The sequence below is a fragment of the Lysobacter sp. Root76 genome (assembly GCF_001428685.1).
Classification (GTDB): Bacteria; Pseudomonadota; Gammaproteobacteria; order Xanthomonadales; family Xanthomonadaceae; genus Lysobacter.
Genome location: NZ_LMIK01000010.1, coordinates 92,120 through 117,850, shown reverse-complemented (window position 1 = coordinate 117,850; position 25,731 = coordinate 92,120). Strand labels below are relative to the sequence as shown.

Genomic DNA, 25,731 nt, shown 5'->3' with positions numbered 1-25,731 from the left:
CGGAACTCCGGCGACGCTCGGAGTTCCGCCCGCTGAATTACTGGCTGGGCGTTTGCACCACGATCAGGTCGCCGGCTCGATCGCCCGGCCGCACCGACCAACCCGGCTTGAGATCGAGCCGCCATCCGTCGCCTTCGGTCGCGGACGGGTTCACGCCGTCGGTGGAGACCGTCGCCTGCGTCTGGGTGAGCAGCGCACCGCCGCTTTCGACCTGCAGGGCGCCCCATTCGCCGGTCAATCGCAGGGTCGGATACACCATGCCCAACTCGCCCAGCGGTTGCAGGGTTTGCGGGTTGAACTGGCGATTGGTCTTCTTGAGCGGAACGATAAGCACCGGACCGTCCACGAGGCGCGTTTTCAGCTCCGCCAGGTGTTTGCGTTTCTGGCTGTCGCGCGATTCCTCCGACGATCTGAGCGTACCGTCGTCGTAGCGCGCCGCTCGGGTCTTAAGGGCCGCGAAATCCGGAGCGGGCAGCTGCATCGCCAGGCTCAGCAACTGGTCGAGGCGCTGCCCGGCGCCCAGCTTTCCACGCCATGCCGGATCGTGCTCGTCCAGCAGCAAGCCGTATGCCGGTCCGGTGGCGTAGGCGAACGAGCGCACGAAGGTCGGCGCCTGCACGAACGCGGACAGGTCGTATTCGGCGAAGGCGATGCGCGCCTGGGGATCGGTCAGTCCCAGTCTCACGCCGGTGTACTCGGGAACGCCCTCATTGATCTCGAGGTGGCCTTCCTCGACCGAAGCCTGCGGGAACAGGCGATAGCGCTCATGGCGGAACAGCTGCGCATCGGACACGGCTGCGCGTCGCTCGGCGGGTGTAGGCGCTTTCAATGCCTGCGCCAATGCACGCCATTCCAGTTGCAGCAGGTAGCGGCCTTCGAGCGTGTCGAGGTGTTGGTTGCCGACCTCGTCGCGCGTGAGCTTGAGCGCCGGTTGGATGCGGTGGAACAGCTCATGCGAGAGGAGCACATGGCGCTTCGCCTCTTCCGTGGGCAAGGGCCACAGCAGCTGAGTCCAGCGCACGCCCGACCATTCGGTGGGGGTGTTGGCGATGATCACGCTCTCGGGCAGCGTGCCGGTGAAAACCTTGCCGGAGGCGATGAGCTTGCCTTGCGCATCGGCGACGTTGGCCACGACCGATCGGTCCGTGTAGTCGACCAACAGGATGGGGCCGCACAAGGACTGCCCCCAGAGATTGCCGCCGTCGCGCCGGCAGATGACCTCGGCCTCCGCGAATACCCGGGCCGCATCGGCCGGATCGGGAGCGGCCGGCGCCAGCGACGGCAGTAACAGGACGGCCAGGCCGACGGCCAGGCGGTGGCAGGAAAAGGCGGAGAGCAGGTCCATTCGATCTCTCTACGATTGTTGTCGTATTTATCTACGACGCGCATCGTATATCAGCATCGGGCCCAGTGCTAGCCGCGCGCGTCCCAGCGGATTCTGCCGTTGGCGGACACCCGCAGCGAGACGGCCGGGCGCCGGTTCGGTCCGAGCAGGATGACTTGGTCGCCCTTTTGAATGATGCGCTCCGTCGGCACGGACTGCCGTTCGATGGAGGCTTGTACGACCCGGCCCTGGCGGATGCGCAAGCCGAAGGCGCCGGCAGGATCGCGTGCCTTGACCACCACCGTGGGACCGAAACCGCTCGCGATATACAGCTCGCGCATCCGGGCGGCGTTGAGGCCGGGCTCGGCGAGCGCGGCGGCGACGCCGAACAGAGCTAGCACGCCGCCCGCAATCGCCGTGCGCCGCAACAACGAGGCTGGAGCGGCCGCGGGAGCGAGCAGCCGATGTACGCGATCGCTCAGGGTGGCGCCGCTGGCGGACGCCATGGCGATCGCGTGCTCACTGCGGCGCTCTGCGAGACGCAACAGGCCTTGCGCGAGCGATTTCGGCGAGGCGCCCTGGCCGACCGCCATGGCGTCGCAAACGGCCTCCCGCTCCAGCGCCATGCTGTTGTAGAGCGCCCACGCCGCGGGATGGAACCAGACCAGCGCCAGGCCGAACCTCTGCATCAGATTCCAGGCGAAGTCGTGCCTGCGCGCGTGCGCCAACTCGTGCAGCAAGATCGCGTCGCGCTCCGCAGCGGGCAGCGCCGTCATGAAATCCTTCGGGATCATCAAGCTCGCCCGGCGAAACCCGACGACCTGCGGGCTGGCGACAGCGGCTATGCAGGGTTGCACCAGGCCGCGCACACCGATCTTCTTGCCCAAGCGATCGACGGCGGCGACCAGATTTTCCGGCGCCGCGCTCCGCGCAATGCGTGCCAAGCCCGCCCACTCGCGCAGCAGCTTGAGGCAATGGACCACGGCGCCGAGCAACCAGCACGCTGCGATGCCGGCCAGCATGCTCAGGTAGGCTGCGCTGCTCTCCAGGGGCGGGAGCTCGACGGACGGCTTCTCCCGCGAAATCTCGGCGCCCATCGCTGCGAAAAACAGGTGGAACAATGCGACGGTCAGCAGCGGCAAGGCCGCTAGCAGCGCGAAATGCGCGCTGGCGACGCGATAGCGCAACACCGGATAGGAGACGGGAATCGCGCGGCTCAACAAACGCCACGACATCCACAGCAGGGTCCCTTGCAGCAAGGTCCCGACCAGAGCGAACGCCAGCAGCTCGAAGACATAGGCCAGCGTCACCGAGGCCACCGTCAGTCCGTATCGGCTTCGAGCCGCTTGATCACGGCTTTCAACTCCGCCAACTCTTTCTGATCGATCGGACGCGCATCGAGCGCCTGCATGGCCAGGGCCAGCGAAGATCCGGAGAACGCGCTGTCCATCCACCCACGCACCAGGCGGTTGAGGGTGGGGCGCTCGGAGACCGAAGCCTTGTAAACGTGCTGGCGCGCATCGGCATCGCGCGAGACCAGGCCTTTGGCCAGCATGTTCTGCAGGATCTTCAGGGCGCTGGTGTAGCCGGTGTCGGTGCCGGCATACACCGCCTCATGCACCTGCTTCACCGTCGCGGGCCCGTCCCGCCACAGGATGCGCAGGATGGCGAGTTCGGCGGCGGTGGGGGGCGATTTCTTCACCGTGTCAGGATGCGACGACCACGATCGCAAAACAAGGCGTGAGTTTGCCGTGCGCCGCCTCCTTCGGCGCCGCGTCCGTCGGTATCGGATGGGGGCCGGCGCATGGATCGCACATGCGGTTCTGCGCCGACGAGCCCGTGGCGTCGCAGTCGATTCGATCGGACCGCAGGCGAAGTGCCGATAGCAGACGCGTGGCATGAAGCCGCCGATTTCGCCGATGCGGCCATCCACTCGTCGTGGCGGGCAGTGCGGCGCGAGGGTTGATGCATGGGCGATGCCGGGAGTGCCCCGTCGTTGGCATGCTTGCGACCCTCGCCCCCCTTCAATTGACGAGGCCCCGAGCGCGCAGTTGGACAGAATCACATGGTTGGTAAGCGGGGCTGACGTACAGCCCTCAAGCCGAGCCGCGAAGCGGCTTCGGCTTGAGCACCTCATCCGCTGTGGAGAGCAAGCCAGGAGCAGGGCTTTGGCGGTTTGCTCTGCTAAATTTTCGCGACGGTCAGACGTCACCGTATCACATTGATTGAGGTGGATTCGAGCACTCGCCAATGGTGAAAGAGAAGGCCCTGTCCTTCTTTAAGACCGTCATCACGTCCAAGAAAACAGCCTTTGCGAATGTCCGATCCTTCGTATCCAGATCGACCAAGGTTACAAACCCTACACAGCGTGGCGAATTGACATACACGTTCGCGTACGTCTCTCGTCCACTCTCATAAGAATAGACTTCCAGCAAGCCTGGGCGACCGGGCTGACTGGCGCCTGTTCTGTTGAAACCATGTGCTAACAGCTTCCCTTCGATGAGCGCTACAACCTCATTAGGTTTCTGACCATGCAGCTTGATAGTGACTTGATCCACGGCTGGCCGTGGGCTGCATCCAGCAATGAAGATCAAGAAGGCAAGTAGAGCCAGGCGGGCTTTCATATTGTGTGTGACCTTAAGCCATGCGCGATTGGGCCACCTTGAGTTTCACCGCTCGCTGATGAAATGAGCCGAGCCGCGAAGCGGCCTCGGCTGAGGAACATCCTTCGGATAGGAGCGCTTCGTCTTGACCAGGCTAGGATCGGCCCAGCTCGCCGTTCCGACAAGGATTCGAGCCATCTGGGTGCTCCCGCTTCTACGATGGCCAAAAACATACCACCGCCAAAATTTTGGGTGCCCGGCAACGGTTGCTGATGCGCCGCCGCACAACATCAGGCGCAGCCAGATCAATCGCGCTCGGGCTAGGCGGCCGGCGCGCTGTCGACCGGTTCGGCGTTCGCGATCAGCCCGCGCAGAAATAGCAGGATCAACTCTCCCGACGGATCGGGCCGCGCCCCCGCGCCTTGCAGCGCCGAGCCGTGAGCCAAGGCCATGAAGGCCGCCGCCAGCTTCTCGGGTTCGGCCGGCAGCCGGCGCCCGAGGGCGGCGAACAACCTGCCGATCACGCCGCCGAGCCCGGCCCGGTGCGCATCCCAGACACGCTGGTACTTATCGGCGAAGGTCGGGCTGCGCTTGGCGTGCAACTGCAGTTCGATCGACAGCACGCACCAGCTGACGTCGCGGTTAAGGGTGGCGGCCCAGGACTCGAGCTCGCCGAATATCCGCTCGGGCGCGCGCCCGCCGCCGTCCATGAGCTCGGAAAGTTGCGCGGCTTCGGCCTCCATGTGACCTCGCAGCAACTCCAGAAGGACTTCCTCCTTGCTGGCGAAGTTCGAGTAGAAGGCGCCCTGTGAATAACCCGCCCGGTCGGCGATGTCGCGGATCGAGGTGCCTGCGTAACCGTTCGCGACGAACAGCTGCCGCGCGGTTTCGATCAGGCGCGCGCGGGTCTGCGCCTGGCTTTCCTCGCGGCTCAGCCGCTTTTTGGGCGTGGGTTCGCTCATGGCGCCAAAGATCACACGAATTGCCGATCACCTGCAACTCAGATATCGCTTGACATCCAAAATCATTCCAGGCAGATTAAATTTCAATCGAATTTTGAATTTCACCTGCCATGCAAAGCGCTCCCCAACTGAAGTCCGCGTTCGTCACCGGCGCGACCGGCCTGCTCGGCAACAACCTCGTGCGCGAGTTGGTCCGGCAGGGCGTCCAGGTCAAGGCACTGGTCCGCTCCCTGGCCAAGGGCGAGCAACAATTCGCTGGGTTGGCGGGGGTCGAACTCGTCCTGGGCGACATGGCCGATGTACCCGCTTTCGTCGCCGCACTGCACGGCAGCGATGTCGTGTTCCACACGGCGGCCTTCTTTCGCGACAACTACAAGGGCGGCAGCCACTGGAAGCAGCTCAAACGCATCAACGTGGACGGGACCGAATCGTTGATTGAACGCGCTTACGCCGCCGGCGTGCGCCGGTTCGTCCAGACCTCGTCGATCGGCGTGCTCAATGGCGCGCCGGGCACGCCGATCGACGAAACCTGCCTGCGCGAACTGGGCGATGCCGACGACTACTACCGCAGCAAGATATTGGCCGATCAAGCCGTGCTGCGCTTTTTGGCGCTGCACCCGGATATGCACGCGAGCCTGGTGCTGCCCGGCTGGATGTGGGGGCCGGCCGACATCGGCCCCACCTCCTCGGGCCAATTCGTCAACGATGTGGCGCTGGGCAAACTGCCCGGGCTGGTGCCCGGCAGCTTTTCGGTGGTCGACGCGCGCGACGTGGCGCAGGCCCATATCGCAGCGGCGATGCGCGGCAGGCGCGCCGAACGGTATCTAGCCGCCGGCCGGCATATGACGATGCGGGAACTCGTTCCCGTGCTGGGCCGGATTGCCGACGTCAAAACGCCGACGCGCGACTTGCCCCTGCCGCTGCTGTACGCCCTGGCGGCGGTGCAGGAAATCTATGCGCGCATCAGCGGCCGGCCCATCCTGCTCAGCCTCGCCACGGTGCGGTTGATGGTCAAGGAAGCCGGGCGCACCAACTTCGACCACGCCAAGAGCGAACGCGAACTGGCCCTGAAGTTCAGGCCACTCGAACAAACCGTGGCCGACACCGTCGCTTGGTATCGCAGCCACGGTTGGTTTTGACGCCCGGCTGGACCGTCACAGCGTCTGCAACTCTTTCCGCATTCTTTCCGCGGGCTCGTCCGGTACGAGACCTCCACGGCGGGCCACAGACCCCGGTCCGATGTCGCGTTGGAGCACCGAGCGATGTTTACTACGCCTTCGCGCTTGGCCGAATTGTTCGACATCGTCCGGCATCACGATCTGGCCCAATGGGGGCGCGGATTTCTCGACGCGGTACGAGCGGAGGGAGGGATCGTGCAAGCGCTGGATCGATCAGGCCAGGATGCAGCCAACGACGAACCAACGAAAGAGGGCGGAAAGCTAGACTTGGCATAGGTGAGCGCATGCCTGCCTTGCGATCGATGCCTGTGATTGGGTTCGCCGATGACAGCGCAAAGTTGGAGCCGGCAGCGCAGGACAAAGTTGAGATTGCGGTCTGGGCCGCCAACCGATGGCGAGTGAATCGGTTGCGGGTCACGGGCTCAGGTGGAAGCGCGGCGCTGGCGCGACAGCGGGCGGAAACGGTCGCCTCGCTGTTGCGCGAGCAAGGGATCGAGGCCAACGTGGATGTCCTGGGCAGCGCCTCCTTACGTCGACAGGTGCACGAGGCGGGGGCATTATTCGCCAGGTCGGTCGTTTTGCGACCTTTTGAGGAGTGACACTTCGCCCATCGCCGGGAGTTCGACGGAAAGATGAGATGTTGCGAATGTCGGCTTCGGCCGTCAGCTTGCAGCTTGACATCGCAGGGCTGCAGTCGGGCTCTACCCCGTGCCGTTTCTGCCGTCTGGCTCGATGAGTTGGGCTGCCAGTGCCTTATAGATGGGCGTGTGGCAGACCAGCGCCGAGCATGCACGCGCAAGAAGTACCGTCGCCAGCACCGGCAGCATCAGTTCGCGGTTGTCGGTCATTTCCATGCAGATTACCGCCGAAGTCAGCGGCGCTTGCGTTAGTCCGGCGAGGTAGCCGCACATGCCCAGCAAGATCACCGCTTGGTGCGGCGCCGAGGGCGCGAGTGCAGACAGGTTATCGCCCAGGCCTGCACCGACCGCCAATGCGGGTGCGAACAAGCCGCCGGGAATGCCGGCGAGGCTTGATGCCAAATTGGCGGCGAGCTTGCCCGCGCCGAACAGGCCGCCCGTCGCGTGGTCGGACTGCAATAGCTCACGTGCCTGCTCGTAGCCGGTACCAAACATGCCCTTACCCAGCCACAGCCCGAGCAACGCCAAGGTCAGGCCGCAGCATGCGGCGAACAGTACGGGCGAGCGGGCTCGTTGGTCGAAAAGCCACCGCGGACGCGCGGCTCCTGCCGCCACGATCAGGCGCGCGAACGCGCCACCGAGCAACCCGCAAGTTACGCCGCAGAGCGCAATCGCCCACCAACCCGTGCCGAAGGGCAACGCGACGTTGGCATGACCGAAGTAGGCGTAGTTGCCCATAAGTCCCAGCGAGACCACGCCGGCGGCGATCACCGCGGTCAGCAGAACACCGGAGAAGTGGTGCTCGAAGGTGCCGCTGAGCTCTTCGATCGCGAATACCACCCCGGCCAACGGTGTATTGAACGCCGCGGCGATACCGGCCGCGCCGCCGGCGAGTAGGAAGCGGGACATCTGGTACGGATCGCGATAACCCATGACGCGACCGACCGCATGCATGATACCGGCGCCGATGTGCACGGTCGGCCCTTCGCGACCGATGGAGGCGCCGCCGGCCAGGGCTGCCACGGTCAGCAGCAACTTGCCGGTCACGACCTTGAGCGAGAGCCAGCCTTCGCGCAATCCGTGATCGCGCGACTGCACCGCGGCGATGACTTGGGGAATGCCACTGCCGCGAGTGCCCTTGAGGCTACCGCGGGCGACCCAAGCCAGCAGCGCGAACACCGCCGGCGTGACCACCAGTGCCCAGTAAGGCGAGAATGCCAGCGCCGAGGCGAACAAGCGGCTGGCAGCGTCGCCGAGCTTGGCAAAGACAATCGCTACGAGGGCCACCGCGACGGCGCCGCTCCACAACGCGATCCGGCGCTTCCAGGCTTCACCGGACAGGAAGCCGTGGATACGGCGTTTCGCGCTTTCGCTCAGCATCGTTACATTCTAACTAACACTGCCTACCTATTCCCTAGAGAATCCCAGGGGATCGATCGTCCAGATGATGCCAATGTCGGATAATCGATAGGGTCAGGCCGGCAAATCCAGAAATCGCATGGTTGGTACAAAACGTACGAACATTGCGATTCTGCCCAACGTCGCCGGGCCCGCCCCGCCCCGCCGAGCCGCCTCAAATTTGCACTAAGATGGTGCAATGCCCCCCGACTCCATCCCGCCGCCGGCTCTGGACAGCCTGACCACGCCGCTCGCCTGGAGCGATGCCGGCGGGGCGATTCTGGGCTGCAATGCGGCGTTCTCGCGCTGGCTCGGGGTCAGCGTGCGGCGCTTGCCGGGCTGGCCTTTGGCCGGTCTGGATGCGGGCGACGGGCGCTTGGCCGCGGCCCTGGCCCGCACCACGATGGACGAGTCGCTGCGCCTGCGCCGGGCCCGGTTGCGTTACGCCGACGGCGAGGAGCGCTTCGCCGATCTGTGGCTGAGCCGGCTCGACGACGGCGGCTGGTTGCTGGAAGTGCATCCGGTCGATGAATTCCCTGGCGACGATCCGGCGCTGCTGCTGCCGTCGGCGCTGTCGGCTTCGCTCAAGGGGCTGGCGCACGAGCTGCGTAACCCGCTGGCCGGGGTCAAGGGTGCGGCCCAGTTGCTGGCGCGCCGGCTCGACCACGGCAACGGCAACGGCGATTCGCGCGAGCTGGTCGGCCTGATCGGCAGCGAAGTCGACCGCCTCACCGCGCTGCTCGATCAACTGCTGACCCCGGCGCCGCCGCGCGCGCATGCGGCCCTGAACATTCACGCCGTGCTCGAACGCGTGCTGCGCCTAGCCGAAAGCGAGGCCGGCTGGGCGGTGCGCCTGGTGCGCGACTACGACCCCAGCCTGCCGGAGTTCGCCGGCGACGCCGACCGCCTGATGCAGGCGGTGTGGAATCTGGTGCGCAACGCGATCGAAGCCGGCGCGACCCAGGTCACCCTGCGCACCCGCGCCGAGCATGGCGTGCGCATTGCCGACGCCGCGCATGCGATCGCGTTGCGCCTGGACATCGCCGACGACGGCCGCGGCGTGCCGGAAGAACTCACCGAGCAGTTGTTCCTGCCGCTGGTGTCCGGCCGTGCCGAGGGCAGCGGCCTCGGGCTTGCGTTGGCGCAGCAGGTCGCGCGCGAACACCGCGGCTCGCTGGCCTACCGCTCGCGTCCGGGCCACACCGTGTTCACTTTGCTGTTGCCGATGCCGATCGAAGAGGAGACGCCGTCCGCATGAACGCCACGTCCGCGCCCGCACGGGTCTGGGTGGTCGACGACGATCGCAGCGTGCGCTTCGTGCTGGCCACCGCGCTGCGCGAGGCCGGCTACGCCGTCGATGGTTTCGAGAACGCGCACGACGCGCTCGACGCGCTGGCCCAGCGCGGTGCGCCCGAGCTGTTGTTCACCGACGTGCGCATGCCCGGCGACGACGGTCTGGTCCTGCTCGACAAGCTCAAGGCCGCGGCGCCGCGCCTGCCGGTGATCGTGATGAGCGCCTACACCGATGTCGCCAGCACCGCCGGCGCGTTCCGCGGCGGCGCCCACGAATTCCTGTCCAAACCCTTCGATCTCGACGATGCGGTCGCCCTGGCCGCGCGCGCGCTCGGCGCCGAACGCGGCGCGCCCGAGCCGGTCGCCGCAGCCGCCGATGCGGCCGCGGCCGATGCGCTGATCGGCGACACCCCGGCCATGCGCACCTTGTTCCGCGCCATCGGCCGGCTGGCGCAGGCGCCGTTGTCGGTGCTGATCACCGGCGAGACCGGCACCGGCAAGGAGCTGGTCGCGCGTGCGCTGCACCGCGAGTCGCCGCGCGCGCTGCGGCCCTTCGTCGCGCTCAACACCGCCGCGATTCCGGCCGAGCTGCTGGAAAGCGAACTGTTCGGCCACGAAGCCGGCGCCTTCACCGGCGCGCAGCGTCGCCACATCGGCCGCTTCGAACAGGCCGACGGCGGTACCTTGTTCCTGGACGAAATCGGCGACATGCCGCTGCCGCTGCAGACGCGGCTGCTGCGCGTACTGGCCGAGGGCGAATTCTTCCGCGTCGGCGGCCGCGAGTTGATCCGAGTCGATGTGCGCGTGGTGGCGGCCACCCATCAGGACCTGGAAACGCTGGTAGGCGAAGGCCGCTTCCGCGCCGACCTGCTGCACCGGCTCGACGTGGTGCGGCTGCGCCTGCCGCAGCTGCGCGAGCGCCGCGCCGACATCGGCCAGCTCGCCGAGCGATTCCTCGCCGCCGCGGCGGCCAAGTTCGCGGCCGCACCGAAGCGCTTGTCGAAGGCGGCCCTGGAGCGCCTGCAGGCGCACGACTGGCCCGGCAACGTACGCGAACTGGAGAACGTGTGCTGGCGCCTGGCCGCGCTCGCGCCCGGCGACAGCATCGCCCGCGCCGACCTGGACGAAGTCCTGAGCGCCAGCGCCGCCGCGCGCACCGACGACGACTGGGACGCGCGCCTGGCCGCGTGGGCGCGGGTGCGACTGTCGGAGGGCGCGCAGGACATCCATGCTCATGCGCGCGAACGCTTCGACCGCGCCTTGCTGGAGGCCGCGCTGGAACACACCGGCGGCCGCCGCAGCGAAGCCGCCGCGCGCCTGGGCCTGGGCCGCAACACGCTGACCCGCAAGCTCGGCTCCGGCCGCAAGCGCAGCTAGTTTCACCAGCACTGAACCGCTGCCGCGCTAGCGTGGCGCTTCCGCTTCCCCTTCTCTTTCCCTCTCGCCGCCCGCACCTGGAGCCGCCATGAACATCGCCGCCCGCACCGTCCTGATCGCCATGACCGCCGTGGCCCTGACCGCCTGCGGCTCGGCGCCGAAGAAGACCGCGGCGCCGCCGGCGCCCAAGCCGGTGTCCACCGCGCAGTCCGGCCAGGCGATCCTGGCCTCGGCCTCGGGCAGTCTGGTCAGCGGCAAGGTCACGATCGTGCCGACCGCCGACGGCGTGCGCCTGACCGGCGTGATCGGCGGCTTCGCGCCCAACAGCGTGCACGCGATCCATATCCACGAGAAAGGCGATTGCAGCGCGGTCGACGCCAGCAGCGCCGGCGGCCATTTCAATCCTGGCATGAGCCCGCACGGCAAGGTCGACAGCGGCGCCCACCACGGCGGCGACATGAACAACCTGGTCGCCGACGCCGACGGCGTGGCCAAGGTCGACGTGCATGCGCGTGCGGTGACCCTGGGCGGCGGCGCCGGCAACGACGTCGCCGGACGTGCGGTGGTGGTGCACGCCGCGCCCGACGACTACGTCAGCCAGCCGGCCGGCAATGCCGGTGCGCGCGTGGCCTGCGGCGTGATTTCGGTTTCGCACTGAGTTCCCGACCGACGCCGCGGCGGCGCGCATGGCTTGCGCGCCGCTGCACGATGTACGACGCATCCCAGCGTGGATCGCGCTGCGAACGCAGGCTGCGATGGCTGCGCCACAGCGCCGGCCGCGGCTATCCTGTGCGTCACCCACGAGCCGACTTGCCGCCATGACCCGCATGCGTATCCGCGATGCCGAGCCCACCGACCGCGACCTGATCGCCGACTGGATGATCGCGATGGCCTGGGAAACCGAGCAAAAGCGGCTCGATCCCGACACCGTGCGCGCCGGCGTCGAGGCCGGCCTGGCCGATGCGGCCAAGGCGCGTTACTTCGTGGCGATGCGCGAGGTCGAGGTCGCCGGCCGCGAAACCATCGCGGTCGCCGCCGGCACGCTGATGTTCACCCACGAGTGGAGCGACTGGCGCAACGGCGACTGGTGGTGGATCCAGAGCGTGTACGTCGCGCCCGAGCACCGCCGCCAAGGCGTTTATCAGGCCATGCACGGCCACGTCGCCGCGTTGGCGCAGGCCACGCCGGGCGTGATCGGGCTGCGGTTGTACGTGGAACGTGCCAACACCACTGCGCAAAGCACCTATCGCGCCTTGGATATGGACGACGCGGGCTATGCGATCTTCGAGACCGAGTTCGCCAAGGGCTGAAGCGGCGAGCGAGCGTGGGGAATCCTGGCGTGCGCGTTTCCACGCAATGCAGCGCAGCAACCACTCTTATGTGGGAGCGGCGTAAGCCGCGATCGGCAACTGCGCGGCGGCGCGCAACCCGGTCTCGAAGACATCCCGGTCGCGGCTTATGCCGCTCCTACCCCACAGCGGGGGCTGCGGTCAGAGTTGCTCGCGCGCGTTCGCGCCGTCGTCGCAATGCACGAAGGTCGCCGGCACGCCATGCGCGCCCAGCACCGCGGCGAATTGGCGCAGGCGCGCTTCGAAGTGCTGGTAGCGGCGATTGAGCTGGGCGCGGCCGTCGTCGCTGTCGCAGGGCGCTTCGGGCGCGTAGCGCGCATGCCAGGCCGGCGGCGAGAACAGGGCGATGCGGGCTTCGCCGTCGGCGTAATGGATCAGCGGCTCGGGCGGCGCGTCCAGCCATTCCTCGCCGTCGGGCTGCAGCAGCGCGGTTTCCAGGATCGGCCACAGCGGCGCCAGGCCGGCGTGCTCGTACTGCATGGCCATCATCGCGGCCAGGTCGTGCACGGTCAGGTAGCGCGCGTGTTCGACCTGCAGGCCGAACGCCTCCTGCGCGGCCAAGGCGGTGTCGGCGCCGGCCATGCCGCGTTCGAGCAGGGTGCTTTCGAAGGCGTCGCCTACGCGCGCGGCGATGTCCGGGTCGCCGCCGAGCAGGAACGGCACCAGCCGCAGCGGGCCGCCGACGAAGTCGGGCGAGGGCGGCAGGGTGCCCGGCAGGCGGTCTTCGTGGGCGCCGAAGGCGACGATGCGGCCTTCGGATTCGCGTCGGCCCGGGGCGCGCGCGGCCAGCTGGTCGAGTTCGTGGTGCAGGGGCCAGCCCGGGCGCAGGACCTCGACCGGGTCGTAATGGGCGCCCACCACGACCAGTTCCAACGCCGCGGCCTCGGGCGCGAACCCGGCCAGATCGCGCGCGATCAGGTCGGCCAGCGGCCCGATCTGGGCCTGGGGCAGGGCGTTGCGGGCCACGGCGGCGTCGCCTCGCAGCTCCAGCGCCAGGGCGCCGAGCACGTGCAGCGGGGCGGGAGGCGCTTGGCGGTGGCTGGCGTCTGAGGTCATGGTCGGGCTTGGATACGCTGGCGTTTGGTTGCGCGCGGAGGCGGCGCTACACTGCGCCATTATGCCCGCGATGATGTTGCGGGCCGTTTCACCCGCTCCGTCCGCCCTTCCCTGCCGTCCCGTCCAGCCGAGGTAATCCGATGCGTCCTGCCCGTCCCGTCGCCGTGCTCGGTGGCGTTCGCATTCCGTTCTGCCGCCAGAACACCGCCTACGCGGATGTCGGCAACCTCGGCATGTCGGTACGGACCCTCGGCGCCCTGGTCGAGAAGTTCGGCCTGCACGGACAGCAGTTGGGCGAGGTCGCGATGGGTGCGGTGATCAAGCACAGCAGCGACTGGAACCTCGGCCGCGAAGCCGCGCTGTCCTCGGGTCTGTCGCCGCTGACTCCGGGCATCACCCTGCAGCGCGCCTGCGGCACCTCGCTGGATTCGATCGTCGCGATCGGCAACAAGATCGCCGCCGGCCAGATCGAGGTCGGCATCGGCGGCGGCTCGGACACCACCTCCGACGTGCCGATCGTGTACGGCAAGCGCCTGCGCCGCCGTCTGCTGGAGGCCGCGCGCGCCAAGACCACCAAGGACAAGCTGGCCGCGTTCAAGGGCTTCCATTTCCGCGAACTCAAGCCCGAGTTCCCCGGCGTGGCCGAGCCGCGCACCGGCAAGAGCATGGGCGACCACTGCGAAGACATGGCCAAGGAGTGGAACATCTCGCGCGACTCGCAGGACGAGTGGGCGCTGTCTTCGCACCAGAAGCTGGCCGCGGCCTACGAGCGCGGTTTCTTCGAGGACCTGGTGGTCAGCTTCCGCGGCGTCTCGCGCGACAACGTCCTGCGCGCCGACAGCACCCTGGAAAAGCTGGCGACGCTGAAGCCGGCGTTCGACAAGACCTCCGGCCGCGGCACCCTGACCGCGGCCAACTCCACGCCGCTCACCGACGGCGCCGCGGCCTGCCTGCTGGCCTCGGAAGAATGGGCGCAAGCGCATAACCACGAGGTGCTGTGCTACCTGCGCGACGCGCAGGTGGCGGCGGTCGATTTCGTCCACGGCGAGGGCCTGCTGATGGCGCCGACCGTGGCGGTGCCGGAGATGCTCAAGCGCAACGGCCTGACGCTGCAGGATTTCGATTTCTACGAGATCCACGAAGCCTTCGCCGCGCAGGTGCTGTGCACGCTGCGGGCCTGGGAGAGCGAGGAATACTGCAAGAACCGCCTCGGCCTGGACGCGCCGCTGGGCCGGATCGATCCGGCCAAGATCAATCCCAACGGTTCTTCGCTGGCGGCCGGTCACCCGTTCGCCGCGACCGGCGCGCGCATCGTCGCCACCGCCGCCAAGGAACTGAAGCAACGCGGCGGCGGCCGCTGCCTGATCTCGATCTGCACCGCCGGCGGCATGGGCGTGGTGGCGATCCTGGAACGCTGACTGGTAGCGCTGAGCTTCCCGACCACGCATCCAACCTCCTGTGGGAGCGGCGTAAGCCGCGATCGGTGCCCGCCGCCATCGCGACTCACGCCGCTCCCACAGTGCTATCCGGCAAGCTGACGCGCAGACCCAACATGTCCGCATCGGCATGAACCTCGACGCCGTCCAGGCCAACATCGTCACCCTCGAGGTCGACGCCATCGTCAACGCCGCCAACAGCTCGCTGCTCGGCGGCGGCGGTGTCGACGGCGCGATCCACCGCGCCGCCGGCCCCGAGCTGGTCGCCGAGTGCCGCTTGCTCGGCGGTTGCCGCCCGGGCGAGGCCAAGCTCACCCGCGGCTACCGACTGCCGGCGCGCTACGTGATCCACACCGTCGGCCCGGTCTGGCGCGGCGGCGGCCACGGCGAGGCCGACACCCTGGCCGCCTGCTACCGCAACGCCCTGGCACTGGCCGGGCAGCATGCGCTGGCGTCGATCGCGTTCCCGGCGATCAGCACCGGCATCTACGGTTATCCGATCGAGGCTGCGAGCGAGCTCGCGATGGCGACCGTGCGCGAGATGCTGGCGACGATGGCGCAGGCGCCGCGGGTGATCTTCTGCTGCTATTCCGCCGCCGACCTGGCGGTGTATCGCCGAACCCTCGCATCGCGCTAGTCAACGCGAGGCGCGGGCCCGTATCCTGCCCATAGGCGCCGCGCGCCGCCGTGGGGACGGCGGATGCGGAAGCAGCGCCCGCCGGCGAGGGCCTTGCAGGGCGGCGCCGCGCATCGACAGGCACAGGGGATCCGATGACCGCGTTCAATCCGTATCAGGCGCCCAAGGCGCCGCTGTATGTCGCGCCGACCCGGGTCGAGCTGGAGGGCGATTGCTGGCGCGACGGCGCGATGCTGGTGGTGCGTGCGGAGTGCAGGCTGCCGGAGCGCTGCATCAAGTGCAATGCGCCGGCGGCGACGCCGATCAAGCACCGCCGCTATTACTGGCACAACCCGGCGTGGTACCTGCTGATCCTGTTGAACCTGCTGATCTATCTGCTGGTGGCGGTGGCGGTGCGCAAGAACACGCGCGTCAGCGCCGGCTTGTGCGAGCGCCACATCCAGCGCCGCCGGATCGGTCTGGGCCTGGCCTGGGGCGGCGTGTTCGCGGGCCTGGGCTTGATGTTCTACGGCGCCGGCAGCGAGCAAGGCTGGTTGATCGGTGTGGGCGTGATCGCACTCTTGGGTGCCTTGATTGGCGGCGTGGCGATGGCGCGGATCCTGGTGCCCAGCCACATCGGCCCGGTCTACACCCGCTTCAAGGGTTGCGGCAGCGAGTTCCTGGCGACCCTGCCGACGTACATCGGCGGCCGCTGAAGCCCGACGCGGCCGCTGCGCCGCGATCCGGTCCGCGATCGAAACCTACGCCGCGCCCGCGTGGCGGACCAAGCCCTGCGACGAACTGCGACTGCCGCCTGCGTTTGCGTCGCGCGCGCGGCCTTAGGCTGCGCATGCCCGGATGGGCATACCCGCAACGTCACTGAAAAGGAGTTTTCGATGGCAAATGCAACCAAGGCGCTCGCGCTGCTCGGCTTCCTGGCGATGTCCGGATGGGCGGCGCAGGCGCAGGCGGAGGACCTCAAGATCGCCTGCTACGTCGATACGCCCGCGTTCGATCAGTACACCGAGGACGCTTGCGCCTCGTACTGGTTCAACGGGCCCGCCACGACCAGCGCGGTGTTCGAAGTGTTCGGCCAGGATGCAGGGGTGAGCTACACCTATCAGTGGTCGGTCACCGGTTGCTCGGCCAGCAACAAGTTCTGCATCGCCCAGGTTCGCGCGAACCGCGACAAGACCGTCAGCGTGGTGGTGACCAACAACAGCACCGGCATCAGCCGTACCTTCACCGCGGTCGCCGAGTACTGGCGCGACTGAGGTCGGGCGATCGCGCCGCGTCGGTGCGGCGCGATCGTCGTCAGCCGCGCAAGCGCGGCATGCCGTGTTCGTCGCGTTCCTCGACCACGGCCTCGTCGAAGATCTTCTGCCGCAGATCGCGGCCCGGCAGTTCGCTGGCGGCTTCGCCGCGCGCGGCGCGCAGGGCGTTGGCGTAGCTCAGGCGCGCGCGCGCGTCGTCGCCGGCCTCGGCGAAGCCGTGGCCGAGTTCCTCCCAGGCGTCGCTGTTGGCGCCCTGGGCCAGGGCGCGGTGCAGATAGGCTTCGGCCTGCGGCCATTGGCCCTGGGCGCGGGCCAGCTGCGCCAGGGTGACCAGCAGCGCCGGGCTGGCCGGATGCGCGGACAGCCAGCGCTCGGCGTTGCCGCGGCGGGCGTCGAGGCGGCCGATCGGCAGACGCCCGTAGAGCGCGGCCAGGGATTCGTCCCAACGCGTGTCCAGGGCCTGCTCCAGGCTCTTGGCCGCGGCTTCTTCCCAACGCAGCGCGGCGGCGCGTTCGGCGTAGGCGGCGACCGCGGCGGGCTCGCTCTTGAGCGGCTTGGGCAGCGCTTCCCAGCGGTCGGCCAGGACGTTGGCATCGGCGGCTTCGCGCAGCGCGGCTTCGGCCCACTGCGCTTCGAACCGGCCCAGGCGTTCGGCCGGATAGGCCTGTTGCTGACGCAGCGCGCCGAGCAGGCCGTAGGCCTCGCCGGCGCGGCCCAGCGCGGCCAGCGCGCGTGCGCGCAGGATCAGCCCGCGCGGCGGCAGCGGCTGCGCGGCGGGCGCGTCGAGCGCGCTCAGGGCGTCGTCGGCGCGGTCTTCGGCCAGCGCCAGTTCGGCCGCCGCCAGTGCGCGCGTGGTCGGGTGCGCGTTGCCGAGCGCATCCAGGTGCTGCGCGCTCGCGCCGCTATCGCCGCGCGCGGCCGCGGCCTGGGCGGCGCCGACGTGCGCGATCGCGGCGACGTCGTCGCTGCGGGCGGCCAGCGCCAGGGATTTCTCGGCACGCGACCAGTGGCCCTGATGCAGCGCATCCAGGCCGTCGATCAGACGTGCGCGCGCCTGCTTCTTGCGGTGCCGGCGCACCGCCGCGAACGGCAGCGACAGCACCTTCCAGGCCAGCCACAGACCGGCCAGCAGCGCGACCGTCATCAGAATCGCTTTAGGGACATTGGTGGTGTAGTCGTTGCCGCCGTAGCGCACCAGGACATAGCCCGGGTCCTGCACCAGCAGTTGCGCGACCAGCGCGCCGGCCAGGGCCAGGACGATCCAGAACAGCAGGTTGCGGAACAGATTCATCCGGCCTCCTCAGCGCGTGGTGCGCAACTGGCGCAGTTGCTGCAGTGTGCTGCCCAGGGTCGGAACCGACAGTGAAAGCGGCTGCGCGGCCAGCGATTTCAAGGCCTCGCGCTGACGCGCCTGCGCGGCCGAGGCCGGCGCCAGGCGCTGCAGCCAGCCGTCGGCGCGGGTCAGCGCGGAGCGGTAGCCGGCGTCGTCGCGACGCTCGGCGGCGGCGCGCGCGAGCGAGATTTCCAGCTGCAGCCCGGCCAGCGCCGCGGCGCGATCGGCCGGACGCAGCGCGACCGCGCCGTCGCTGGGCTGCACGTCGACGATGTTGCCGAACGCGCGTTGCCACCACGGCGCGCGCGGCGCGGTTTCCAGCGGATCGCGCACCGGCGCCAGGCTCAGGCCGCGCGCGAACGCGTCCAGCTGCGCCATCGCCCGCACCCGCGGGTCGATGCCGAGCGCGTCGAGCGCGGCGCGTTCCTGCATCAGGGTCTGGCGCAGGCTGAGATAGGCCGGGTCGTCGATGCCGTCGAGCACGCCGCCGGCCAGCGCGTAGGCGCGGCGCGCGCCGGCCAGGTCGCCGCCGATCTGCAGGCGTTGCTGGCCCAGGGTCAGCAGCAGTTCGGTTTCGTCCAGGCGCAGGGCCTGGGCGCCGTGGCGGTCGGGATCGGCGAGCTTGGAGACGCTGTCTTCGATCAGGCTCGCGCGGGTGCCGATGCCGTGCAGTTCGTCGCGCAGCACGCGGTTGGTCGTATCGGCCTGCTGCAGGCGGCGGTTCTGCGAGCGCTGGTCGTTGCGCAAGGCGTTGATGCGCTCGTCCAGCGCGTCCAGACGCAGGTCGGCGTCGGCGACCGCGGCACGGTCGCGCGCTTCGACCAACTGCCATTGTTTCCAGGCGTACCAGCCGCCGCCGGCGAGCAGCGCCAGCAACAACAACCAGAGCCAGGCGGAGGAGGAACGGCGGGGGGCGGGGGCGGGCGAGGACACGTCGGGTTCGGGCCGGGTAGTGGGCGAGGCCGGGGCGGAAGGTTCGGGGGAGGTGCTCATGACACCGCCATGCTACCGGAAGGCCCGTCGCCGCAAGTCAGTTTCCCGGTCGGAGCAGCCGCTCCGGTGCGGCCGCCAGCAGCTGGTGCGGGCGCGGTCCGGCCGCGACCCGGACCTGGGCGAAGCCGAGTTCGCGCGCCAACGCGGCCAGGCGCTCGCTGGCGGCGAGCGCGGTGGCGCCGCGCAGGGCACGCGCGGCGTCGTCGGGCAGCACTTCGAGCGTGCGTTGCAGCGCCTCGCCGCTGGACAGCGCCAGCAGCGCGGGCGCATCCAATGCGCGCAGTCGCGCGATCGCGCGCGGCGCGGGCGCGATCGGTTCGCGTTCGTACACGTCGGCGCGCAGCACGCGCGCGCCGCGCGCCTGCAACGCCGGGGTCAGCGCGCCGCGGCCGCCGGGCGCGGTGATCAGGCCGACGCTGCGGCCGTCGAGTTCGCACTCGTACAGCAGTGCGAGCAGGCCTTCGCTGTCCATCCGTTGCGGCGAGCGCACTAGCGCGATGCCGGCCCGGCGCAACGCCGCCGCGCTGCCGGCGCCGACCGCGAACCAGATGCGCCGGCCGTCGTCGCGCAGCGGCCGCAGGGCGTGCGCCGCGCGCACCGCGGCCGGACTGGTGAACACCGCGTACGGCGCGGCCAGAGCGGCCTCCAATGCGGCGCGCGACGCTTCATCGTCGAGCTTGCGCAAACGCCACGGCGACAGCGCAATCAATGCGCCACCGTATCTTTTCGCAGCTTGGCGTAAGGCCGAATGCGCACCGCTGGGACGCAACGAGATCACGTACCATCGCGGCGGTTGTGGCGGTGTGTGCGGACGCATGCCGGCAGCTTGGCACAGCCGCGCAACGCGCGGCAGCCGTCTTCCCTCCCCCTGCGCGATCCCCCATGAGCCTCGAAGAAGCCCTGCAACGCCTGCGTCATCACTACCAATCGATGCCGCCGGTGGCGGCGATGCAAATCAGCGTCGCCGACTACGACGGCCGGCGTCTGCGCCTGCACGCGCCGCTGAGCCAGCACGTCAACGACAAGGGTTGCGCGTTCGGCGGCAGCCTGGCCTCGATGATGACCCTGGCCTCCTGGGGACTGGTGTCGCTGGGCCTGGAACAGGCCGGCATCGACGCCGACGTTTATGTGGCCGACAGCCAGATCCGCTACCTCGCCCCCCTGTTCGCCGACATCGACGTCGACGCCGAGCTGGCCACCGACGCCGACTGGAACACCTTCCTGAGCACGCTGCGCGAGCGCGGACGGGCCCGCACCGGCCTGGTGGCGCGGGTACGCCTGCCCGAAGGCGGGGTCGCGACCGACTTCACCGCCCGCTACGTGGCCATCGCCCGCGGCTGAGGCGGCCGACACCAACTCGGGCCGCGGAACCGGCTAGCATGTCGGCCGACGCGGTCCCTTGCCGGAGACACCCGATGCGCCTGTTCAAAGTCCTGCTGCTGCTGTGCCTGTGCGCGGTCGCCGGCGGCGCCCTCGCCAGCAAGAAGACCAACGAGCTCGACAAGAACCAGTACGCCTGGTCGGGCGCGATCCGCTGGGGCGAGTTCGAGCAGGCCCAGAACCTGATCGACCCCCGGGTCCGCAAGGACCAGCCGGTCAGCGCGCTGCAACTGGAACGCTACAAGCAGGTCCAGATCTCCTCCTACCGCGACGTCGGCTCCAGCCTGGACAAGGAGCGCGGCCTGGCGGTGCGCGATATCGAGATCGGCGTGATCAACCGCCACACCCAGGCCGAGCGCACCATCCGCTACCGCGAGGAATGGCGCTGGGACGACATCGCCAAGACCTGGTGGCTGACCTCCGGCCTGCCGGACCTCTGGGACGGCATGTAAACCGCGCAGGCCCCGCCACGGCGGGTGAACCCGGCCCAACTCCGACCCAGTCCGGCGCCCGCCGCGACGGGCCCGACCAGGCTTTTTTGCGCCGCCCGCCGCCGTGGGCGACAATCGCGCCCCCATCCGTCGTCCCCGTGATCCTGTGACCCTAGAAGAACTGCTTGCCTTCGGCAGCCGCCACATGTTCCTGTCGATGGGTCTGGTCGGCCTCACCATTGCGCTGGTCTATACCGAAAGCGCGCGCCTGTTCCGCGGCTACAAGGCCCTGCGCCCGGCCGAGCTGACCGGGCTGATCAACCGCGAGAACGCACTGGTGGTCGACTTGTCGGCGACCAACGATTTCGAGAAGGGCCACATCGCCGGCAGCCGTTCGGTCGCGCCCAGCCAGTTCGATCCCGAAAACAAGCTGCTGGCCAGCGCCAAGTCGCTGCCGGTGGTCATGGTCTGCCGCAACGGACAGGCTTCGGCCGATGCCGCCAAGCGCCTGAAGAAGGCCGGTTTCGAACAGGTCTATTGGCTCGACGGCGGCGTCCAGGCCTGGCAGGCCGCCGATCTGCCGCTGATCAAGGGCCGCGCCTGATCCGCCAGCCGATTGCTTCGGCTGACCACGGCCGAGCGCCGCCGCCGTAAGCGGCGGCCCTTGCGCCGGGCCGGAAACGCCCCCACGCCTGAACGCGGGACGCGCAATACCCGCATGCCATAATCGGCCTCTTTCCGCGGTTTCGACCGCACCACCAAACACTTACACCGCTGGAGTCATCCGATGTCCGAAGAAAACGTCAACGGCGCCGTCGCGCCGGTCGAAGCCGCCGGTCCGGCGTTCACGGTCGAAAAGATCTACGTGAAGGACGTCTCCTTCGAAGTCCCCGGCGCGCCGGCGGTGTTCAACGAGACCGCGCAGCCGCAGCTGCAGATGAACCTCAACCAGAGCGTGCAGCGCCTCAACGACGCCGCGTTCGAAGTCGTGCTGGGCATCACCCTGACCTGCAACGCCGGCGACAAGCCGATGTACCTGGTCGAAGTGAAGCAGGCCGGCGTGTTCGGCCTGGCCGGTTTCGACGAGGCCACCCTGGACGGCATGCTCGGCACCCATTGCCCGAACGTGCTGTACCCGTACGCGCGCCAGCTGGTCAGCGACCTGATCCAGTCCGGCGGCTTCCCGCCGTTCTTCCTGCAGCCGATCAATTTCGACGCCCTGTACGCCGAAGGCCTGCGTCAGCGCGCCTCGCAGCAGGGCGGTCTGGCCGACGCGGAGACCGCGGGCAACGCCTGAGGGCCGCCCGCGATCGGACCACGGCATGGGCACGGACGCGAATTCCGGTGAGGCCGCGCTGCGCGTTGCGGTGTTGGGCGCGGGCTCCTGGGGCACCGCGCTCGCTGCCCTGATCGCGCGGCACGGTCATCCGACCGTGCTGTGGGGCCGCGACGCCGACGGCGTCGCGGCGATCCAGTCGCAACACGAAAACCCGCGTTACCTGCCGGGCATCGCCCTGCCGGAATCGCTGCACGCGACCGCCGACATGGCGGCCGCGCTGGCCGGCGCCGATCTGGTGCTGGTCGTCGTGCCTTCGCACGCTTTCGCCGAAACCCTGCGCGCGCTGGCGCCGCACCGTCCCGCGCAAGCGGGCGTGGCCTGGGCCACCAAGGGCTTCGAGCCCGGCAGCGGCCGTTTCCTGCACGAAGTCGCCGCCGAAGTGCTCGGCGACGCGGTGCCGTTGGCGGTGGTCACCGGCCCCTCGTTCGCCAAGGAAGTCGCGCAGGGCCTGCCGACCGCGCTAACCGTGCATTCCGACGATGCCGCTTTCGCGCGCACCGTCGCCGGTGTGCTGCACGGCCCGACCTTCCGCGCCTACACCGGCGACGACATGCTCGGTGCCGAACTCGGCGGCGCGATGAAGAACGTGCTCGCGGTCGCCACCGGCGTCGCCGACGGCATGCAGCTCGGTCTCAATGCGCGCGCCGGCCTGATCACCCGCGGCCTCAACGAGATGCTGCGCCTCAACCACGCCATCGGCGGCCAACCCGAAACCCTGATGGGCCTGGCCGGCCTCGGCGACCTGGTGCTGACCTGCACCGGCGACCTGTCGCGCAATCGCCGCCTGGGCCTGGCCCTGGGCCGCGGCCAGAGCATCGAAGCGGCGGTGCGCGAGATCGGCCAGGTGGTCGAATCGGTGCAGACCGCCGACGAAGTCATGCGTCAGGCCCAGCGCCACGGCATCGAACTGCCGATCTCCAGCGCGGTCCAGGCCGTCCTGCACGGCACGATCACCCCCGCCGACGGTCTGCGCCAGCTGCTCGCACGCGAGCAGAAGCCCGAATATCCGCACGAACTGTTCGGCTGAAGCCACGCGCGCCTTGGCGGCGCGCCGCGACGCGGCGACACTAGCGCGTCTTCCCGTCGAAACGGACTTCCGATGCGCGCGTTCCTCGCGGCCTGGCCGCTGTTGCTGTGTTCCCTGTGGTCTCCGCTCCCGGCCGCCGCTGCTGCGCCCGCTCCCTGCGGCGAATACGTGCCCGAGGACGAATACGCGCCCTTGCTGAGCTTCGCCGGCAATACGGTGATCGCGCACGACCGCGAGGGCTATCGCGACCCCGCCGCTTGGCGCTACCGCATCGATGGCGACACCCTGTCGATGCGCCGCGCCGACAGCGACCTGCTCGAAACCTATCGCATCGAAGCCGACGGCCGCCTGGTGCTGCAGGCCGACCGCATGCGCAGCGAGCCGGTGACCTATCGCCTGCGCGAGCCCGCGGTATGCGTGCCGACCGGTGGCGCGGGCGTCGCTCTGGCGCCCGCGGGCACGCCCGACAACCAGCAGAGCAAGCTCGCCTGCAAGGCCGGCGACGTGCAGTCCTGCGTGTCCGAGCTTGCGATGGATCGCGACACGCCGCAGGCGCAACGTGCGGCGCAGCTGGAAACCTATTGCCGCCGCGACGCCAGCCCCTACGCCTGCGACGAATGGGCCAAGGCGCTGAAGCCCGAGGATCCCGGCGCGCCGCTCTATCTGTTCCGCACCCAGCCGGCCGCGCCGGCGGTGCTGGACGCCTTGCGCGTGGCCTGTCGCGATGCGCGCGCGCCCAAGGCCTGCGAAGGCCTGGCCGAACAGGATTGGATCGCCGGCCGCTTCGCCGCCGCGCGCGAGACCCTGCGCTACGCCTGCCAGTGGAAGCTCTCGTCCGAGATGTGCAAGCCGCTGGCCGAGCTCAACGACGTCGCCTTGACCGACACCGCCGCGCGGCGCGCGCCGCGGCAACCCTGCGGCACCTACGCCAGCGCCAAGGGCGGCCTGTTCGATGTGTTCCGTTTCGGCGACGAGCACGGCGCCGCGATCGGCAACGAGGGCGAACTCGGCCTGCGCTACCGGCTGCGCGACGACCAGGTGCTGGTGCGCCACGACAAGGGCGACGACTTCGTGCTGCGCTGGCTGGACGACGACACCCTGCTCGGCATGGACGACTGGACCCGCTACACCGTCTATCGCCGCGGCGTCGCCGCGCAATGCGCGCCGGTGAAGATGCCGATCGCGAGCGACCGCATGATCGAGACGCCCTACCGCGTCGACCATTGCGCGCTGACCGATCCGGGCGGCGCCGACGCCTGCTGCCGGCGCGGCTCGGCTTCGGCCTGCATGGGCGCCGGCCACATCGCCGCCATGAAAAACGACTGGGCGGGCGCGGCCGGCTACTACGACCGGGTCTGCGCGATGCACGTGCGCGAAGGCTGCGGCAACGTCGTCGCTGCGTACCACAACACCGGCGACGAGAAACTGCTGGCCGGCATCCGCAAGGTCTGCCACGACGAACCGCGCTCGGTCGCCTGCGAGGAACTCGAACTGGCCAACGCCGCCGCGGTCAACCAGAAGCAGCTGGAGCGCGAAGTCGAGCAATCCCTGCGCGAACTGCTGGAACGCCTGCCGACCGAAGAAGCAGGCGAGGCGCCCTCCGAAGAGTAGGTCGCACGCGAACGCGAACCACCGGCCGCCCCTGCCTCGGTTGTTGTGGTTGCTTTGGGGTAGGAGCGGCATAAGCCGCGACCGCGAACAACGCCTGCCGGCGTAATTCCGCTCCGACTCCGCCCTCCACCTTCTGCTTTCTGCTTCCTGGCCCCTGTGGGAGCGGCGTAAGCCGCGATCGCGAACTCCGTCGTCCTGCGAAGGTTTCGATTCTCCAGATCAACGCCTCCCGCCCGCCACGCATGCAGATACGTCCCTTCGCCCCGGCCCGCGGCCCGATCGCCAACGCCCCCCAAACCCCAGACAAGAAAAAAGCCCGGCAAGCCGGGCTTTCTCCTGTCGTTCGACCGCTTCCGAGAATCAGAAGCTGGCGCGAGCGCCGAGCATGAACTGGGTGGTCTCGTCGATGAACTCGACTTCGCCCACGATGCCCCAGGTCTGGTTGAACTTGTACTGGCCGCCGAGGGTGCCGACGAAGTCGCCTTCGAAGTCGCCGCCGTCGATGTAGCCGGCCTTGACCCAGCCTTCCAGGTTGTCGGTCATTTCGCCGCGGATACCCAGGTTCAGCTTGCCGCCCTTGCCTTCGCCGCTGGCGTTATCGATGCTGATTTCCTGACGCAGGTACGACAGCTCGGCGGTGAAGTCGGCGCGGTCGCTGATGTCGGCGTGGTAGCCGAAACCGATTTCGGCGGTTTCGAAGTCGGTGTCGAAGCTGTTGACGAAACCGCTGACGCGGACGTCGTCCTGGGTCTTGCTGTAGCCGCCGAACACGGTGAAGTTCTCGCCCAGCTCAGCCGAACCACGGATGTAGGCGCCGTCGAGCTCCGGGTCGAAGCCCGACACGCCGGTGTCGACGTTGACGCGGGTGTAGCCGCCTTCGATGTAGGAGTAGCTCAGGCCTTCGGCCGAGGCGGCGAACGGGGCGGCGGCCAGCAGAGCGGCCAGCACGAATTGCTTCTTCATGAATTCTCGATCCTGATGTTTGGTTTGCGTCCATGCCGCGATGCGGCGGCGCGCAAGGTAACGAAAAATTCACATGGCCACAACTGCCAAAGGCAACACAGTTTTCGAAAATCCCGCCCAGGAGCCGAATCCACCGGTTCGGCGCAAAAA

Annotated in this window: 27 protein-coding genes; 16 read left to right on the top strand and 11 right to left on the bottom strand. The window is 68.8% G+C overall.

Translation table 11 applies throughout. From position 1 onward, the window contains the following. Window positions 1-37: 37 nt before the first annotated feature. The 5 genes from ASE10_RS18800 to ASE10_RS18785 form a co-directional block, all read right to left on the bottom strand. Window positions 38-1,345 carry a hypothetical protein gene (locus tag ASE10_RS18800; protein ID WP_082586147.1) on the bottom strand — a complete coding sequence of 436 codons (1,308 nt, stop codon included), beginning with the start codon at window positions 1,343-1,345 and terminating at the stop codon, window positions 38-40. A 68-nt stretch (window positions 1,346-1,413) separates the two neighbouring features. Continuing rightward, the gene (locus ASE10_RS18795) at window positions 1,414-2,634 is read right to left on the bottom strand and encodes a M56 family metallopeptidase (RefSeq protein WP_157481116.1); all 1,221 of its coding nucleotides are present in this window, start codon (window positions 2,632-2,634) and stop codon (window positions 1,414-1,416) included. An 11-nt stretch (window positions 2,635-2,645) separates the two neighbouring features. Next, window positions 2,646-3,026: a BlaI/MecI/CopY family transcriptional regulator gene (locus ASE10_RS18790; RefSeq protein ID WP_055905234.1), complete on the bottom strand. Its 381-nt coding sequence runs from the start codon at window positions 3,024-3,026 to the stop codon at window positions 2,646-2,648. A gap of 514 nt (window positions 3,027-3,540) precedes the next feature. Next, complete coding sequence (locus ASE10_RS20465; RefSeq protein ID WP_156087708.1) at window positions 3,541-3,948, bottom strand: hypothetical protein; 408 nt, start codon at window positions 3,946-3,948, stop codon at window positions 3,541-3,543. A gap of 299 nt (window positions 3,949-4,247) precedes the next feature. Beyond that, window positions 4,248-4,889, bottom strand: a complete 642-nt coding sequence (locus ASE10_RS18785; protein ID WP_056306161.1) for a TetR/AcrR family transcriptional regulator — start codon at window positions 4,887-4,889, stop codon at window positions 4,248-4,250. Window positions 4,890-4,999: 110 nt separating this feature from the next. Between ASE10_RS18785 and ASE10_RS18780 the strand changes: the two genes are divergently transcribed. Beyond that, on the top strand, window positions 5,000-6,028 hold the full coding sequence (locus tag ASE10_RS18780) for an SDR family oxidoreductase (protein ID WP_056101191.1): 1,029 nt from the start codon (window positions 5,000-5,002) through the stop codon (window positions 6,026-6,028). A 323-nt stretch (window positions 6,029-6,351) separates the two neighbouring features. Beyond that, entirely contained in the window at window positions 6,352-6,666 is a 315-nt protein-coding gene (locus ASE10_RS18775; protein ID WP_157481114.1) for a hypothetical protein, read from the top strand. Window positions 6,667-6,768: 102 nt separating this feature from the next. On the opposite strand, the gene ASE10_RS18770 is transcribed toward ASE10_RS18775, so the two are convergent. Beyond that, entirely contained in the window at window positions 6,769-8,085 is a 1,317-nt protein-coding gene (locus tag ASE10_RS18770; RefSeq protein ID WP_055905221.1) for a chloride channel protein, read from the bottom strand. A 217-nt stretch (window positions 8,086-8,302) separates the two neighbouring features. Between ASE10_RS18770 and ASE10_RS18765 the strand changes: the two genes are divergently transcribed. From ASE10_RS18765 to ASE10_RS18750, 4 genes are all read left to right on the top strand, one after another. After that, window positions 8,303-9,361, top strand: a complete 1,059-nt coding sequence (locus ASE10_RS18765; protein WP_055905218.1) for an ATP-binding protein — start codon at window positions 8,303-8,305, stop codon at window positions 9,359-9,361. Then, complete coding sequence (gene ntrC, locus ASE10_RS18760) at window positions 9,358-10,773, top strand: nitrogen regulation protein NR(I) (RefSeq protein WP_055905215.1); 1,416 nt, start codon at window positions 9,358-9,360, stop codon at window positions 10,771-10,773. Before ASE10_RS18765 ends, ntrC begins: the two co-directional genes overlap by 4 nt. A gap of 88 nt (window positions 10,774-10,861) precedes the next feature. Next, window positions 10,862-11,431 carry a superoxide dismutase family protein gene (locus ASE10_RS18755; protein WP_055905213.1) on the top strand — a complete coding sequence of 190 codons (570 nt, stop codon included), beginning with the start codon at window positions 10,862-10,864 and terminating at the stop codon, window positions 11,429-11,431. Between the two features lie 160 nt (window positions 11,432-11,591). After that, complete coding sequence (locus ASE10_RS18750) at window positions 11,592-12,083, top strand: GNAT family N-acetyltransferase (protein WP_055905210.1); 492 nt, start codon at window positions 11,592-11,594, stop codon at window positions 12,081-12,083. Window positions 12,084-12,263: 180 nt separating this feature from the next. Here ASE10_RS18750 and ASE10_RS18745 read toward each other — a convergent pair whose 3' ends face one another. Beyond that, window positions 12,264-13,178, bottom strand: a complete 915-nt coding sequence (locus ASE10_RS18745; RefSeq protein WP_055905207.1) for a hypothetical protein — start codon at window positions 13,176-13,178, stop codon at window positions 12,264-12,266. A gap of 140 nt (window positions 13,179-13,318) precedes the next feature. On the opposite strand from ASE10_RS18745, the gene ASE10_RS18740 reads away from it, so the two are divergent. The 4 genes from ASE10_RS18740 (at window position 13,319) to ASE10_RS18725 (ending at window position 16,504) form a co-directional block, all read left to right on the top strand. Then, complete coding sequence (locus tag ASE10_RS18740; protein ID WP_055905204.1) at window positions 13,319-14,596, top strand: acetyl-CoA C-acetyltransferase; 1,278 nt, start codon at window positions 13,319-13,321, stop codon at window positions 14,594-14,596. A 148-nt stretch (window positions 14,597-14,744) separates the two neighbouring features. Then, on the top strand, window positions 14,745-15,251 hold the full coding sequence (locus ASE10_RS18735; protein WP_055905202.1) for an O-acetyl-ADP-ribose deacetylase: 507 nt from the start codon (window positions 14,745-14,747) through the stop codon (window positions 15,249-15,251). A gap of 134 nt (window positions 15,252-15,385) precedes the next feature. Next, window positions 15,386-15,946: a hypothetical protein gene (locus ASE10_RS18730; RefSeq protein WP_055905199.1), complete on the top strand. Its 561-nt coding sequence runs from the start codon at window positions 15,386-15,388 to the stop codon at window positions 15,944-15,946. A 180-nt stretch (window positions 15,947-16,126) separates the two neighbouring features. Beyond that, complete coding sequence (locus ASE10_RS18725) at window positions 16,127-16,504, top strand: hypothetical protein (protein WP_056306159.1); 378 nt, start codon at window positions 16,127-16,129, stop codon at window positions 16,502-16,504. Window positions 16,505-16,544: 40 nt separating this feature from the next. Here ASE10_RS18725 and ASE10_RS18720 read toward each other — a convergent pair whose 3' ends face one another. Genes ASE10_RS18720 through ASE10_RS18710 form a run of 3 tightly spaced genes read right to left on the bottom strand, consistent with a single transcriptional unit; the run spans window position 16,545 to window position 19,647 of the window. Then, complete coding sequence (locus ASE10_RS18720; protein WP_056306157.1) at window positions 16,545-17,795, bottom strand: heme biosynthesis HemY N-terminal domain-containing protein; 1,251 nt, start codon at window positions 17,793-17,795, stop codon at window positions 16,545-16,547. Window positions 17,796-17,804: 9 nt separating this feature from the next. Next, window positions 17,805-18,830, bottom strand: a complete 1,026-nt coding sequence (locus tag ASE10_RS18715; protein WP_082586146.1) for a uroporphyrinogen-III C-methyltransferase — start codon at window positions 18,828-18,830, stop codon at window positions 17,805-17,807. A gap of 37 nt (window positions 18,831-18,867) precedes the next feature. Beyond that, entirely contained in the window at window positions 18,868-19,647 is a 780-nt protein-coding gene (locus ASE10_RS18710; RefSeq protein ID WP_056306156.1) for a uroporphyrinogen-III synthase, read from the bottom strand. Window positions 19,648-19,712: 65 nt separating this feature from the next. Between ASE10_RS18710 and ASE10_RS18705 the strand changes: the two genes are divergently transcribed. The 6 genes from ASE10_RS18705 (at window position 19,713) to ASE10_RS18680 (ending at window position 24,618) form a co-directional block, all read left to right on the top strand. Further along, window positions 19,713-20,171 (top strand): YiiD C-terminal domain-containing protein, encoded by a 459-nt coding sequence (locus tag ASE10_RS18705; RefSeq protein WP_055905187.1) that lies wholly within the window; start codon window positions 19,713-19,715, stop codon window positions 20,169-20,171. A gap of 74 nt (window positions 20,172-20,245) precedes the next feature. Continuing rightward, window positions 20,246-20,662, top strand: coding sequence for a hypothetical protein (locus tag ASE10_RS18700; protein WP_082559768.1), 417 nt, complete (start codon window positions 20,246-20,248; stop codon window positions 20,660-20,662). Window positions 20,663-20,807: 145 nt separating this feature from the next. Beyond that, window positions 20,808-21,245 (top strand): rhodanese-like domain-containing protein, encoded by a 438-nt coding sequence (locus ASE10_RS18695; protein WP_162255296.1) that lies wholly within the window; start codon window positions 20,808-20,810, stop codon window positions 21,243-21,245. A gap of 183 nt (window positions 21,246-21,428) precedes the next feature. Next, window positions 21,429-21,938: a protein-export chaperone SecB gene (gene secB / locus ASE10_RS18690; RefSeq protein ID WP_055905184.1), complete on the top strand. Its 510-nt coding sequence runs from the start codon at window positions 21,429-21,431 to the stop codon at window positions 21,936-21,938. A gap of 25 nt (window positions 21,939-21,963) precedes the next feature. Then, the gene (locus ASE10_RS18685) at window positions 21,964-23,007 is read left to right on the top strand and encodes an NAD(P)H-dependent glycerol-3-phosphate dehydrogenase (protein ID WP_055905181.1); all 1,044 of its coding nucleotides are present in this window, start codon (window positions 21,964-21,966) and stop codon (window positions 23,005-23,007) included. Between the two features lie 72 nt (window positions 23,008-23,079). Then, a complete protein-coding gene (locus ASE10_RS18680) occupies window positions 23,080-24,618 on the top strand; it encodes a hypothetical protein (RefSeq protein ID WP_056306154.1) in 1,539 nt (512 codons plus the stop codon). Window positions 24,619-24,978: 360 nt separating this feature from the next. Here ASE10_RS18680 and ASE10_RS18675 read toward each other — a convergent pair whose 3' ends face one another. Next, a complete protein-coding gene (locus ASE10_RS18675) occupies window positions 24,979-25,581 on the bottom strand; it encodes an outer membrane beta-barrel protein (protein ID WP_055905176.1) in 603 nt (200 codons plus the stop codon). Window positions 25,582-25,731: the final 150 nt, after the last annotated feature.